The following is a 12,906-nucleotide window of genomic DNA, read 5'->3' on the forward strand; positions in this document are numbered from 1 at the left end:
AAAAGAACTTTCGGGATTTCCGCCACGGGATTCCCAGGATTTTCCCAAGCTGGACGTCGTGGGTTCGAATCCCATCGCCCGCTATACTCGTAAATAACGCCGACCTCGCTAGTTGCGAGGACCCGCCTATTGGGCGGAGCGGCCGTAACCCGAGGCAAGACGCGTGTAGTGTACACGCGGCACCCAAGGAGCACGGTCGTGAAGGCCCAAGCATCTCAACGAGTCCCCAAGTTCCGAATCCACAAAGCCACCCAGCAGGCGTATGTCGAGTTGTCCGGCAAGCGCTTCTACCTCGGCTTCCACGAGGCGCCGGAGGCGAAACGGAAGTACCACGCGATGGTCGCTGAATGGATGGCCAACGGGCGGCAGCTGCGCGTAGCCCAAGACCAGATTACGGTCAAGGAGTTGATCGCGCGCTACTGGTTGCACGCGGAGAGGTATTACCGCAATTCAGAAGGGCAGCTTTCTCGCGAGTTGGACAATATTCGCGACGCCCTCAGGCAGGTGAAGGAGCTCTATGGAATGGCTCGCGCCGTCGAATTCGGACCACGAGCCCTGCGCACCATCCGTCAGAAAATGATCGAGGCGAAGCTGTGCCGGCGGAACATCAACTGTCGAATCAGCCGGATCAGGCGGGTTTTCAAATGGGCCGCAAGCGAGGAGTTGATTCCTGGTGAGGCGTTCCACGCATTGCTGGCCGTCGACGGGCTTCGACGCGGTCGCTGCGAGGCAAAGGAAAGCAAGCCCGTCCGGCCCGCAGCACAGGAGCACATCGACGCAATCCGTCCCTTCGTGAGCCAACAAGTGTGGGCGATGGTGCAGCTCCAGTTGCTCACGGCGGCTCGCTCCGGCGAGATCGCGACCCTGCGCCCGGTCGAAATCGACATGGGTGGCCGGATCTGGGTTTACGCCCCCGCCAGCCACAAGACGGCCCACCACGGGCATGAGCGAAGGGTGTACATCGGCCCACGAGGGCAGGCGGTGCTTCGCCCGTTCCTAAAGCGCCGTGTCGACGCCTACTGCTTCTCCCCGGCCGAAGCAGATCAAGCAAGGCGCGCCGACCTGCACTCGATACGGAAGACTCCGATGTCGTGCGGCAATCGACCGGGCACGAACCGCAGTCAGAGGCCGAAGCGAACTCCTGGAAAGATGTACCGTGTGAGCGTCTATCGGCGCGCAATAGAGCGGGCCTGCAAACGCGCAGGCGTTCCCTCCTGGCACCCGCACCAACTTCGCCACAACGCCGCGACCTTCCTGCGAAAGGAGTTCGGCTTGGAGACCGCCCGTATCATCCTCGGTCACCGCAGCGCGGCGATCACGACGATTTATGCCGAGGCTGATCAGCAGAAGGCCATTGAAGCTATGGGAAGGGCTGGTTAGGTTATCGCCGGACGTTGCGCTCATGACCGATGAGATACAGGCGTATCGCAAGATCGCCAAGCGGTTCAAGGGCAGGCATCATTCGGTGAACCACAGCGACGGAGAGTAAGCTCGCGGTGATGCGCATTGCAACACGACCGAGTCGCTCTTCGCCCTTTTCAATAGAGGAATCCACGGGACGTTTCACCACGTCGGCAAGCAACACCTAAACCGCTACTGCGATGAGTTCGCTTGGCGGTTCACCCACCACAAGGTATCGGACTCAGAGCGGACGGAAGCGGCCTTGCGATGCGCGCCAGGGACGCGGCTAATGTACAAACAGGCTTAAAAACAGCTTAAAAGGCTTGATTTATGGGGTGTTTGACGGGGCCACAACTTGCATGCTATCATCTTACCGAGCGCGTTACTCGCCGAAGACCGTGATGAGTCACGGAGACCCCCGCGAAGGCGGGGTGTACCCCTTCGGGGGTGTAGGCAGTAGGGCGCTCATTTTTTTTCAATAGAATTTCATTTTCCAGATATCGAATATTCTCATCCTGTAGGGAGTTGCTTGTCTTAGTGAAAGCAAACCAGCCTTCCTTGCTATATAGGCAGCCAATTCTTTTTTCGCTGGCCGCGCGTCAGGACGAGCGCCTAAGGAATTCCACTCCCAGCCAATTGCCCCCATAAGCACATCGGCGATTTGAATGCAATCCGAATCGTGAGACCGGATCGCCTCAACATTTCTAACCGGATTGTACATTCCAAACCTTGCAAGAGCACCACGGTTGAGAATCGTTTTGAATTCTTCGTAGGACGGGGCGCGCGGTCGCTGGTCTAGGTGAACAATAAGCCCCGTACCTGGTTGAACGAATTTGACGAACTTGTGCAGCAGGAGCTGATAATAGAGCTTGTAGAATCCTAACTCCCTATCCCCCTCGTGATAGGTGTTAAAGTCGATTTCGCTAGTGTTAACGACAAGCGACTTGAAGTATATTTTGTGGCTGCTGGCAAGCTCAAAAAACAAGTCAACCAGAGATTTGTATTGCGGCAACTTGCAGGCAGATACTTTTTTCCACTTCAACTCGGCGGTCATGTTGTTTTCTTCTCGCCACTCACGCATCCGATCCAAAAACAAAACGAGATCGACATCCGACAGCCTAGTTCCTCCGTAGACCATGTACTCACAAGTGAAGTCTCTACTCTCGTCGCAGAATGCGTGTAGAACAGCCATAGCCCACCGAAACCACAAGAAAATGCCGACTTTACAGGCCAATTGTCGATGTTTATAATGAGATGTGGGCGACGGGATTTGATACCCGCAAAGGGTGCGCGAGCACCCCACCGAAGGCCAACTTCAGCGCGTTTCTTTTCGCCACGCCCACAATGACTGATTGAAGCCCCGGCAGCCCTCCGCAAGAGTCTAGCCGGGGCTTCTTTTTTCTGGGCCGATCAGTTACGGCCCTCGCTCATGTTGGTTGCCATCGCATTAGCACCACCACCTTTCCTATCTGTTGTGCGCCGCTAGGCGCTTGGCGACCTCTAGGACGGATTGTTTGATACGGATGTGCCGCTTCGTCCCTACGCGGCAATACTCGAAGGGGTCTAAGGTTCCTTCCTTTAGTCCGACGCGCCGCGCCCATGCCTCTACAGCCTTGGGTAGCGCGCGTCCGCGACGTTGGAGCATTTCGGCTATTTCATTGGTCGAAAGCCCTGTCGTCGCAGACTCGACAAACTTATGCAACAACACTGTATCGGCGTGACCAGCGCCGGTCAATCGCCCTGAGCCGGATCGCGAAGAATCTAGGTTGGACGTAGCCGCGCTTGCTAATTCAATAGAGCCGTAGCGAGCAACGATTTCATCCAATTCTTCAGGGGTCAAATCGCTAAATTCAATGTTGCCGATCTTAACTTTCATAAATCCTCGCTTCTTTTTACACGGTAAACCCGCGATTCACGGAAACCGCCGACGTATACAATCGTTTCTGTGAATGTATGTCAAGCCCTGTAGATATCTACAAAACAAGAGTTTTTCTTGCCATTTTGGGGCTTAAAGATAGGCTTGGGGGTATGGCAAAGCGGAAAAAACCACGAAGGCCTGTGAATACCGGCATCATCAGGACCACCAGGACGTCACTCGACGACATCCTGCGGGCTTCATTCCAGATCACGAAGAAACCGCAGAGACCGCGACGGCGCAGAGCGAAGCGTCGCACGTAGGGCCGCCCCGTCGTCGATGTTCTTAATCAAAACTTAGCGCGATTTGGACCGTCGGTGTGGTTAGTGACGTGCATAATTCCGTCGGACCTAGTGCCCCGTGACTACGGGGTGGATCGCGCTGCGGGTGCCACGCTTGAACGGGGGATCTCGGCGTCCGGACGCAACTACATACGCCAGAGCCAATTTCAGTCCGCCGACAACTCAAACACGGGTAGACCTCGAATCGGCATTTACTCTGCGTGCTTGCCACCCCAGCAGCTTTCCTCCAAGCCCGAACGGGTGCGAGGCTGGGAGGCGAGCCCACGCCGTCAAGCTGGACGTGGCAGCGGTCGCTTCCACTTTGCGGAGCCGGCAAGCCTCAACCCGAATAGAGCATTACACGGCCCTTAGTCGACCCTTAAGCGCCCCTTGCGCGCCCCCTAGCAATGAAATCGTGTGGCATAGTTGCTTCAGAACGAAACGGAGCAACAGGCCATGCCAATCGACATCACAAACGAAACGCTCCTTAGCCTGACCGAGGCGACGAAGGTCCTCCCGCCCGTCAACGGCAAGCGGCCGGCTATCGCCACGCTTTGGCGGTGGTGCCGTAAGGGCCTGGGCGGGGTGCAGCTCGAATACGTCCGCGTCGGCCGCAACATCGCCACGAGCCGAGAAGCGTTAAACCGATTCGTCAATGCCTTGGCGGCCGCAGACGTACCCCCGGAACAACCGCAGCTTGAACGAGTTCGAGAGACCCTGGCGCCGGCACCGCGCGCCCGGCAGCGAATGCTCGACGATGCAGATCGCATCCTTGAGCGGGCACGCATCTGATATGGCCACAGCCACGAATAACGCAGCAGAAACAGCTTTGAGGTTGACGGCCCAAGCACGGCAGAGTGACAGATGGGCGAAGTGAAGGACGTAACTAATCACGCTGAATGAGGTTGGATCATGACGATCGACGAAACGTTGCCCCATGCCCTCGCTCTCGCAGAACGCGGCTGGCGCGTGTTTCCGGTCGGGCGCGACAAGAAGCCGCTCGTCAAGGCGTGGCCCACGGCCGCGACTACTGACACCGAGCAAGTTCGGGAATGGTGGGCCAAGGCGTACCGTCAAGGTGGAATCGGGATCGCCTGCGGCGCAGCCTCGGACCTCGTCGTCATCGATACAGACCCACGTCATGGCGGCGACGCCGGCCTCGTCGTACTTGAAGAGCGCTACGGAACTTTGCCTCCAACCGTCATGGTGAAGACGCCTGGTGGCGGGCTACATCGTTACTTCAAGTATCCGAAGGACGCGGCCATTCGCAACAAGGCTGGACTGGCGGGGGCCTCGGGCGTCGATATCCGGGGCGACGGCGGATACGTTGTCGCCCCGCCATCGCTTCATCCAAATGGGGGACGCTATGAATGGTGCAGCGAAGAGCCGAACCTCGCCGACCTCCCCCCTGCGTGGGTGAATCTACTCGCCGAACCTTTGCCTGTGACGTCAGCCGACTCGAAGAAGAACGGCCGCCCAGTCGCTGCACTGTCCAAACGAACACTCGATTTCATCGTCAACGGTGCTGCCGAGGGGAAGCGCAACGACGAGTTATTCCGCGCAGCCGCCGACATGGCGGGGTGCGGTTGGACCCTTGAGGAAGCAACAGAGAAGCTTCTAACCGGCTGCGCTGCGTGTAGTCCACCCCTAACGGACCAAAAGGAATTCAAAAACACCGTCGCGTCAGCCTTTGGTAAACATCGCACGCCGGCCGTGCCGGCGGAAGCCAGATCTCCGGTGCTTGCCACGCGGCAAAGGGCATGGCCGAAGCCTCCCGGGGCCGCCGCGTATTACGGTCTCGCCGGAAAGATCGTGCGAATGGTCGAGCCGCACACCGAGGCGGACCCGGCGGCGATCCTGGTTCAGTTTCACGTGGCCTTCGGTAGCGTCATCGGCCGGAGCGCCCATTTCCGCGTCGAGGGGGATCAGCATTTTACCACGATGTACGCTGTGCTTGTGGGGCCGACCTCGAAGGGCCGCAAAGGAACCAGCGCCGGACGGACGTTTGCACTTTTCGGATCGATTGATAACGCCTGGCGGGAAAACCGGGTTGCCGCTGGCGGCATGTCGTCGGGCGAAGGATTGATCTGGGCGGTCCGCGATCCAATCCAAAAGCGCGAACCGGTTCGTGAAGGGAGCGGGGCCAAACGCCGGATCGTCCGCTACGACGACGTCGAGATTGATGCGGGAGAACCGGACAAACGGCTGCTGATCGTCGAATCCGAATTTGGCGGAGTGCTCAAAGTCATGTCGCGCGAAGGAAATACGCTGTCGCCGGTCATGCGGCGAGCCTGGGACGGTGCACATATTCTGAAGTCGATCACTAAAAATTCGCCGGCAACGTCGACAGGCGCTCACATCAGTATTGTCGGGCACATCACCAAGGACGAACTCCTCCGGCATCTGGACGACACGGAGATTCTGAATGGGCTCGGCAATCGTTTTCTGTGGGTCGTCGTCCGGCGATCCAAGTGCCTGCCCGATGGCGGCGGCGCGATGTCCGGTGTCGAGCGGGTGGTCGGCGAGCTGCGTCAGGCTATCGAGTTTGCCCGCAATGTGGACGAGGTCCGGCGGGACGACAACGCGCGGAAGCTCTGGCACGAAGTTTACCCCGCTCTATCGGAAGGACGTCCAGGGCTCCTCGGTGCGGCGCTGTCCAGGGCCGAGGCACAGGTCATGCGGTTGTCCGTGCTTTATGCCCTCGAGGACCAATCGGAAGTAATCCGACGAGAGCATCTTGAAGCGGCCCTTGCCCTTTGGGAGTTCTGCGAGCGGTCTGCGGAATACACCTTCGGCGACGCCTTGGGCGATCCCGTGGCGGACACGATTCTGGGGGCGCTTCGCCAAAACCCGAGTGGATTGGAACGACGGCAAATCCACGAGCTGTTTGGACGGCATCGCCGGGCGGGGGAGATCGATCGGGCGCTGGGAGTCCTTCTCCAGTCCGGAATGGCCCGATGTGTCCAACGGCACACTGGCGGCCGGCCAGCCGAACTCTGGATTGCCACGGCTGCCCCGTGCGAACAAAGCGAAAAAAGCGAAATAAGTCCCGAGTCGGCGGCGCTTAATTCGCATAATTCGCTTAATTCGCCACCCATGGCACGGCAACCAGCAGACGCGAACATCCAGATGGAGGGGACATTACCTAAGAACTCTTCACATGGACTTAATCAGGAACCCCAAAAAGCCACGTCCATGGGGTGCGAAGAAAGCGAAATAAGCGAAAAAAGTATCACCACGCCGGATTCGTCGGAATCAGCGGTCCCCGCGGAGTTGGACCCGGATCTGATTGAGGATGCGTCCGTGGCGAAGGCACTCTTGGGTGAGACGTTGTCAGGAATCAATCCCACGAATCGGGGGCCATGGAAATGATTGCGATCAGCAAGGAAGTCATCCCGCCGGACCTTTGGTTTCGCGCGGCAATCGTCTTGATCAAGCAACAAACGGACTCGGACCAACGGGCGGAGTTGCGGGAGCTTTTCGAGCATCGGGCAGCGGTCGCGGAATACGACGGCGGCCTGAGCCGGGCTGATGCGGAGCGAGTCGCCTTCCGCGAACTGCGCCAGGCCGTGGCAAGTGCAAATGGAGAGGCGCATGCCTGATCTCACGCTTGGCCGTAGTCCTACCTGGCCGATACGGCCGCCGAGGACCGCGCGGAGTGCCGCATGCATGGCACCTGGGAGTTCTATGGTTCCTTCCCGGCGAAGATGCGCGCTCGATGCCCGTGGGAATAGCCGAGGGAATGGACACACATTCTTTCGTCTAGCCGGTTTTTTACAAACCGCGCCGCCATCGCGACTTGCGTGCGATTTGGGCCTCCGGTCCTGGCCGGTTTTTTGGGGTCGGCCCCCGACGCGGCCCGTTGGGCCGTGGGCGACCCGGCGCGGCAGGGCGTGCCCAACGTCGCCCAGGTCGCCCGGTCGCAACGGGGGCGAACGTGGGCGTTGGGGGCGAGAGTTGGCGGCGGTAGGGCGAGCCCTGAGGGGCCGACAAGGGAGTGACGAACATGAACCCTGAGGTTTTCAACCTGCCGCCCACGACGGCGGGATTTGGGCACATCTCGAACGAGTTTGGTTTTTACCTCCGCAATGTGACCGCGCCCATCTTGGTCCGGCGTTCGGGCCAGTTGGTGATCCATGCCTTTTCCTATTTCTCCCTCGAACCCCTGCGGAACTTTCAAATCCAATCAGCCTACCTGGCATGGGGAATCGCCAGCATCTCCAACGCCGGCGGCGTAATGCAGGTCGGGGTGATCAGTGAAGTGCTATTGGCACCGGATGCCACGCTGTTTGCGGCCATCGGGAACGCGACACCCCTCGCTGCCGACCTTCCGGTCGTTGGCCCACAGGGCACGGATTTGTCCCCCGTGATCGACGTCCTCCAGATTTCGGCTCAAGCCGGGGGATCGATAGGGTTGGGTTGGAGTTACCAGTTTGGCGCCGGCACCCGGCAATGCACGCTGGACGAGCCGCAGCTGATCATCGAGGCGGTTCCCAGGCCCAACGTCTCGACGGGGCAAGCAGCGGCCTTGCTCCTGTACGCCGCCCGAAGGCGACGGCAAAGGGGACGGCGGAGATAGCGCACGACTGACAGGGAGGTCGGACGATGAAGATCGAGCAGCGGCCGCTGGACCGCATCAAACCGTACGAGAACAACCCGCGCCTGAACGATTCGGCGGTCGATGCCGTCGCCGCGTCGATCAAGCAGTTCGGGTTCCGCCAACCCATCGTGGTCGATGACGACGGCCTCATCGTATGCGGTCATACCCGCTACCGAGCTGCGCAGAAGCTCGGCCTCGTGAAAGTGCCGGTTCACATCGCCAAGGACCTGACGCCGGAACAGATCCGGGCGTACCGCATCGCTGACAATAAGACGGCCGAATTGGCGGAGTGGAACCTCGAACTGTTGGCTGCGGAGATCGGCGAATTGAAGAACGCCGGCATCGACTGGTCGCTGCTCGGTTTCAACGTCGATGAATTGGCGACCTTGCTCGACCCCGGCGTGAAACAGGGACTCTGCGATGCTGACGACGTGCCCGCGCCGCCCGACGAGGCGACGACAAAACCTGGTGACATCTGGATTTTGGGGGATCACCGCCTTTTATGCGGCGACTGCACGAACCCCGAACACGTACGCCGCGTGATGGACGGTCAGCGCGCCGCGCTTTTCGCGACCGACCCGCCCTACCTCGTCGACTACGACGGCACGAACCATCCCCACAAATGGGGCGAGCCGGACAAAAACAAGGATTGGTCCGAGTCCTACGGCGCGACCTGGGATGAGGCCGCTGCCAACCCGGAACTCTATGAGAAGTTTGTCGCCGCCGCCGTGGCTGACGCGATCCTACCGAACGCGGCGTGGTATTGCTGGCACGCCTCGCGTAGACAGGCCATGCTTGAAGCGGTGTGGGAAAAGCACGGCGCGTTCGTCCACCAGCAAATCATCTGGGCGAAGGACCGACCGATCCTCACCCGGTCGTGGTACATGTGGCAGCACGAACCGTGCTTTTTCGGCTGGGTGCGCCCGAACAAGCCCAAGCGCTTCGCCAAGGACCACCCGCATTCGGTATGGAATGTTCCGACGATTCCGCCTGGAGCGAAAACAGATCATCCGACGTCTAAGCCGGTGGAGTTGTTTGCCATCCCGATTTGCCAACACACGAAGGCCGGTGATATCTGTTACGAGCCCTTTGCCGGAAGCGGTTCGCAGATCATCGCCGCCGAGCAGGCCAGCCGACGCTGCTTCGCCATCGAGATCAGCCCGATTTACGTTCATGTGTGCGTGGAGCGGTGGGAGAATTTCACGGGACGAAAGGCGGAGAGGGCTCTCTTACCCGGAATTGGGAACAAATGCACGACGGCGGATGCTCAGTGCGGGCAGTCCATGCCTCTGCGACTAGATGACGGTCCGGTGCATCCGAAGTGTCCCGCGTCTTCGCCTCACTCGCTCGCCAGCGCGCGCAGCCGAAGCGCTGTCGCAAAGAACCAAACGGTGAGCACCAAGAAGAAGAACCGGTTGGCCAGACCATAGGGCATCCCCCGGTGAAGCGTGAGGAACTGAAGGACGAATGCGACGACGATCAGGGCGGACATGAGGACGGCGGTGCGCTGGAAGGTGCGCCAGCGCGGGTGCCTCCCGAAACCGACGGACAGGAGCACCGTTACGAGAAAGATGGTAATCACGTTCACGAAAAAGCTGTTGTCGTGGATTTCCCCCGAGCGGGTCGATGGCGCACCCGGACTGTCCATCGGGAAGAACGCCGAGACCACCAGGCCAATCGCGGGAATCCCCAGCAGAATTGTGCCGACCCAAGCGACAACCGAACCGGGGCCGCTGCGGGCCAGTCCCAGCAGCAGCATCATGCAGCCGCAGCTCATGGCCAGGAAGCAGGTGGTCATGACCCAGCCGTACCGACCGATGGCGTATTCACTGATCATGTGGCTGGCCGGCGCAAAGTCGGGCCGGAGAACATGCAGCAGGAGCAGGGCGAAAAGGGCGTACGCGAAGCAGGCGATGGCCGTGGTCGCGAAAAACCTGGACGTGAAGCGGGGCGTCTTCCTAGAGTGCCGTGCGACCATGATCGGATCTCGGGACCAGCGGCATTCTACGCGCAAGAGTCGAGAAGCGCCAAGTTTGGTTTAGGAAGTCTGCTTGGTTGGTGCTCACACCGGAGCAACGCCCCGGTCGGGGCCGAGGCGTTGGAGAAGTGATTGAAGATGTGTCTAGCCTGCGTACGCGAACTGCCCCCGCTCGACCTTCTTGAACCGGGCCTCTTTGCCCTTGGCGTTGATCTCCCGCAGGATCGCGGCGTAGAGCGTGGCGTGCGGCGTCTTGCCGCCCGGGCTCTTCCACAGGCCCTTCTCGGCCATCGCCGTGATCAGGTCGACGCTGCGCATCGGCTTGCTCGCCTTGGCCAGAACCGTCGCGGCGGCGTCCAGGGCGCTGACGCGCTTGGGCTTGGGCGCGGCGTTGACCTTCTTCACCTTGCCCTTGGGGGCGCTGGTGTCCTTGGGCTTGGTGGTTGCCTTCTTCGTGCTCTTGTTTTTCTTGCTCGTACTCATCGATCTACTCCTTACAAAAGGTTTTGCCACGCCTACGCGGCGCGGCGTTGTTCACATTCAGTTCACCGGCACGGTCATGATCCGGAAGGTGCCGTCGGGCATCTCGTGGTCGCACAGGTAGGCGAACTCGCACCCGGCGGCGGCGAGGCGATCGGCCTCGGCCTGGCGGATCACGTAGGACTTGCCGCTCAGCGTGATCACGGCATCGCCGTAGCCGCTGGCGCAAAAGTGCTGGAGGGCCTCGTCGGCTGTGTCAAATTCGATGGCTTCAAATTCAAGGGTCATGGTCGTCTCTCCGTTTCGCGTGGCCTACGAGCCGAAAACGAACTCCGCCAGCCCCGCCGCCAAGAGGTCGACGATCTTCTGGGCGACCGGCGTGGCGGCGGGGATGTCCGCGCCCCTGTCCCAATTGAAAACCGTCACTCGGTCCTCGCTCCGCCGCAGCCACAACTTCGAGATGCGGCTGTCGTCGATCTCGTAGGCGGGGTTCTCCGCATGCTCGGCGAATACGAGGGCCTCGAAGCAGTGTCCGCCGATCGTTCCCGAGACCCATGCGCCGCCCGCGTTGGTGCGGCGAGCGATCTTTTTGAGCGCCAGCGAGTCCATCAGGTCGAGGGCGTCGTCTTCGTGTTCGGTCGTGTCGATGTTTTCTGCGGTCATGGTTGGCTCCTTCAAAATTCGAATCCGAGGTTCAGGCATCGCTCGAGGTCCTTCAGCGTCATCGTGCCGGCCCGCAGAATGCGGCTGGCCCATGCGCCGATCGCCAGGCTCTGGCACGATAGGCATTCGCGTAAGAACGCCCGCAGGTCGCGGTCGAGGGCGATCGGTTTCGAGTCGTTGGCGTTCGTCGTTTTCATGTTCGCGTCTCCTACGGCGTACGCCCCATGCGTACATCCACATGAGGGCAAGTTCGGCGACCGAAAGCAAGGCCCGGGGGCCATCATTCCGGCCGGAATTCCAACAATCTTTTCCAGTTATTTACGCCAAACGCCTAGCCGTCAGGCGCGCGGATTGCATGGCTGCGGCCGTTGGCCACGCGCCCCGGCGTTGGAGGCGGCGTAATGTCAGGACATGTCCTTAGCCCGCCTGCCCCACCGGCCAAGCCAGCGCTGAATCCCAACGCGCTGTCCATCGCCGATGCCGCGCGCCTGCTCAGCGCTGCGGGCGGCCAACTCATCACGGCAGAGATGATCCAGGCCGACATCGCCGCCGGCGCGCCCGTTAACGGCGACGGCACCCTCAATCTCGTGCATTACACGGCTTGGCAGGTGAAGGAGATGGCCGGCGGTGACGATTGATCCCCGGTGCCTGCGCCCGACGCAGCTCGTGAAGCTGCTCAACTCGACGCCGCTGGGAGAGGTCATCGGCGACCGGCAGTTGTACAACCACCGCCAGCGGGCTGGTCTGCGGATCGTCGCTGCCGGTGATTCGTCCAAGGTCGATCTACTGCGGTATCTGGCCTGGCTGGTCCTCGAGCGCCACCGGCCCCGGCCCGAGCCCCCGGGCCTGACCGGCTACGAGGCCCATCGCGACCGCGTCCGGCAGCGCAACCTCGAACTGTCCCTCTCCGGCCGGAACATCGGCGACCTGCCTGCTGTGGTGAACGCCGAGCGGAGGGAAAAAGCGTCCCGGAACTTCCAATTCTTCTGTGAACAGTACCTGCCCCAGACCTTCTACCTGTCTTGGTCGCCGGATCACCTCAAGGTGGTCCGCAAGATTGAGTTGGCGGTGCTCTTGGGCGGCCTCTTTGCGATGGCCATGCCGCGGGGGAGCGGCAAGACCTCCATGTGCGAGATGGCCTGCCTCTGGGCCCTGGTCTATGGACACCGGGAGTTCGTGGCCCTCATCGGCGCGGATGAAGCGCATGCCGCAAAAATGCTGGATTCCATCAAATCCGAATTGGAGAACAACGACCTGCTGCTCGAGGATTTCCCCGAGGTCGTCTTTCCCATCCGCTGCCTCGAGGGCATCCACCAGCGTGCCGGGGGCCAACTCTACGTGGGCAAACCCACCCACATCGGCTGGACCGCACGCCAGGTCGTGTTGCCGACGATGCCGGACTCCCCGGCCTCGGGCGCCTCCATCAGCGTCGCCGGCATCACGGGCAGGATCCGCGGGATGAAACACAAGCGGGTGGATGGCGCGGCGATTCGGCCCTCCCTGGTCCTGATCGATGACCCGCAGACGGATGAATCGGCGAAGTCACCCTCCCAGTGCGCCACGCGAGAGCGCATCCTCGCCGGGGCCA

At 60.8% G+C, this 12,906-nt stretch carries 16 protein-coding genes; 8 read left to right on the top strand and 8 right to left on the bottom strand.

Annotated features, from left to right (window positions below; translation table 11 throughout):
• Positions 1-198: 198 nt before the first annotated feature.
• Positions 199-1,380, top strand: coding sequence for a site-specific integrase (locus VJZ71_11085; GenBank protein HKQ48604.1), 1,182 nt, complete (start codon positions 199-201; stop codon positions 1,378-1,380).
• Position 1,381: 1 nt separating this feature from the next.
• Here VJZ71_11085 and VJZ71_11090 read toward each other — a convergent pair whose 3' ends face one another.
• From VJZ71_11090 to VJZ71_11100, 3 genes are all read right to left on the bottom strand, one after another.
• Positions 1,382-1,585, bottom strand: coding sequence for a hypothetical protein (locus VJZ71_11090; protein ID HKQ48605.1), 204 nt, complete (start codon positions 1,583-1,585; stop codon positions 1,382-1,384).
• 291 nt (positions 1,586-1,876) lie between these two features.
• Positions 1,877-2,593, bottom strand: a complete 717-nt coding sequence (locus VJZ71_11095) for a DUF3800 domain-containing protein (protein HKQ48606.1) — start codon at positions 2,591-2,593, stop codon at positions 1,877-1,879.
• A gap of 273 nt (positions 2,594-2,866) precedes the next feature.
• Positions 2,867-3,277 carry a hypothetical protein gene (locus tag VJZ71_11100; GenBank protein ID HKQ48607.1) on the bottom strand — a complete coding sequence of 137 codons (411 nt, stop codon included), beginning with the start codon at positions 3,275-3,277 and terminating at the stop codon, positions 2,867-2,869.
• Between the two features lie 776 nt (positions 3,278-4,053).
• On the opposite strand from VJZ71_11100, the gene VJZ71_11105 reads away from it, so the two are divergent.
• The 5 genes from VJZ71_11105 (at position 4,054) to VJZ71_11125 (ending at position 9,627) form a co-directional block, all read left to right on the top strand.
• Positions 4,054-4,389, top strand: a complete 336-nt coding sequence (locus VJZ71_11105) for a DUF1580 domain-containing protein (GenBank protein ID HKQ48608.1) — start codon at positions 4,054-4,056, stop codon at positions 4,387-4,389.
• 120 nt (positions 4,390-4,509) lie between these two features.
• Entirely contained in the window at positions 4,510-6,969 is a 2,460-nt protein-coding gene (locus tag VJZ71_11110; GenBank protein ID HKQ48609.1) for a bifunctional DNA primase/polymerase, read from the top strand.
• Positions 6,960-7,199 carry a hypothetical protein gene (locus VJZ71_11115; GenBank protein HKQ48610.1) on the top strand — a complete coding sequence of 80 codons (240 nt, stop codon included), beginning with the start codon at positions 6,960-6,962 and terminating at the stop codon, positions 7,197-7,199. The genes VJZ71_11110 and VJZ71_11115 overlap by 10 nt, the downstream gene beginning before the upstream one ends.
• 404 nt (positions 7,200-7,603) lie before the next feature.
• Complete coding sequence (locus VJZ71_11120; protein HKQ48611.1) at positions 7,604-8,176, top strand: hypothetical protein; 573 nt, start codon at positions 7,604-7,606, stop codon at positions 8,174-8,176.
• Positions 8,177-8,202: 26 nt separating this feature from the next.
• Positions 8,203-9,627, top strand: coding sequence for a DNA modification methylase (locus VJZ71_11125; GenBank protein HKQ48612.1), 1,425 nt, complete (start codon positions 8,203-8,205; stop codon positions 9,625-9,627).
• Here the strand turns inward: VJZ71_11125 and VJZ71_11130 are convergent.
• From VJZ71_11130 to VJZ71_11150, 5 genes are all read right to left on the bottom strand, one after another.
• A complete protein-coding gene (locus VJZ71_11130; GenBank protein HKQ48613.1) occupies positions 9,537-10,175 on the bottom strand; it encodes a DUF998 domain-containing protein in 639 nt (212 codons plus the stop codon). The two genes, VJZ71_11125 and VJZ71_11130, sit on opposite strands and share 91 nt — an antisense overlap.
• Before the next feature lie 144 nt (positions 10,176-10,319).
• Positions 10,320-10,658, bottom strand: a complete 339-nt coding sequence (locus VJZ71_11135; protein ID HKQ48614.1) for a winged helix-turn-helix domain-containing protein — start codon at positions 10,656-10,658, stop codon at positions 10,320-10,322.
• 57 nt (positions 10,659-10,715) lie between these two features.
• Complete coding sequence (locus tag VJZ71_11140; GenBank protein ID HKQ48615.1) at positions 10,716-10,943, bottom strand: hypothetical protein; 228 nt, start codon at positions 10,941-10,943, stop codon at positions 10,716-10,718.
• 24 nt (positions 10,944-10,967) lie between these two features.
• On the bottom strand, positions 10,968-11,318 hold the full coding sequence (locus VJZ71_11145; GenBank protein ID HKQ48616.1) for a hypothetical protein: 351 nt from the start codon (positions 11,316-11,318) through the stop codon (positions 10,968-10,970).
• An 11-nt stretch (positions 11,319-11,329) separates the two neighbouring features.
• Positions 11,330-11,515 carry a hypothetical protein gene (locus tag VJZ71_11150; protein ID HKQ48617.1) on the bottom strand — a complete coding sequence of 62 codons (186 nt, stop codon included), beginning with the start codon at positions 11,513-11,515 and terminating at the stop codon, positions 11,330-11,332.
• Between the two features lie 204 nt (positions 11,516-11,719).
• On the opposite strand from VJZ71_11150, the gene VJZ71_11155 reads away from it, so the two are divergent.
• Together VJZ71_11155 and VJZ71_11160 are read left to right on the top strand one after the other, a co-directional pair.
• Entirely contained in the window at positions 11,720-11,956 is a 237-nt protein-coding gene (locus tag VJZ71_11155; protein HKQ48618.1) for a hypothetical protein, read from the top strand.
• Positions 11,946-12,906: hypothetical protein (locus VJZ71_11160; GenBank protein HKQ48619.1), on the top strand; the 961-nt coding region annotated here is incomplete at its 3' end. The genes VJZ71_11155 and VJZ71_11160, both read left to right, overlap by 11 nt.

The sequence above is a fragment of the Phycisphaerae bacterium genome (assembly GCA_035275405.1).
GTDB lineage: Bacteria > Planctomycetota > Phycisphaerae > UBA1845 > UTPLA1 > DATEMU01.

Coding starts and splice junctions, on each gene's coding strand:
- VJZ71_11095 (HKQ48606.1), bottom strand. CDS start 2,593: ATGGCTGTTCTACACGCATTCTGCGACGAGAGTAGAGACTTCACTTGT.
- VJZ71_11100 (HKQ48607.1), bottom strand. CDS start 3,277: ATGAAAGTTAAGATCGGCAACATTGAATTTAGCGATTTGACCCCTGAA.
- VJZ71_11105 (HKQ48608.1), top strand. CDS start 4,054: ATGCCAATCGACATCACAAACGAAACGCTCCTTAGCCTGACCGAGGCG.
- VJZ71_11110 (HKQ48609.1), top strand. CDS start 4,510: ATGACGATCGACGAAACGTTGCCCCATGCCCTCGCTCTCGCAGAACGC.
- VJZ71_11115 (HKQ48610.1), top strand. CDS start 6,960: ATGGAAATGATTGCGATCAGCAAGGAAGTCATCCCGCCGGACCTTTGG.
- VJZ71_11120 (HKQ48611.1), top strand. CDS start 7,604: ATGAACCCTGAGGTTTTCAACCTGCCGCCCACGACGGCGGGATTTGGG.
- VJZ71_11125 (HKQ48612.1), top strand. CDS start 8,203: ATGAAGATCGAGCAGCGGCCGCTGGACCGCATCAAACCGTACGAGAAC.
- VJZ71_11130 (HKQ48613.1), bottom strand. CDS start 10,175: ATGGTCGCACGGCACTCTAGGAAGACGCCCCGCTTCACGTCCAGGTTT.
- VJZ71_11135 (HKQ48614.1), bottom strand. CDS start 10,658: ATGAGTACGAGCAAGAAAAACAAGAGCACGAAGAAGGCAACCACCAAG.
- VJZ71_11140 (HKQ48615.1), bottom strand. CDS start 10,943: ATGACCCTTGAATTTGAAGCCATCGAATTTGACACAGCCGACGAGGCC.
- VJZ71_11145 (HKQ48616.1), bottom strand. CDS start 11,318: ATGACCGCAGAAAACATCGACACGACCGAACACGAAGACGACGCCCTC.
- VJZ71_11150 (HKQ48617.1), bottom strand. CDS start 11,515: ATGAAAACGACGAACGCCAACGACTCGAAACCGATCGCCCTCGACCGC.
- VJZ71_11155 (HKQ48618.1), top strand. CDS start 11,720: ATGTCAGGACATGTCCTTAGCCCGCCTGCCCCACCGGCCAAGCCAGCG.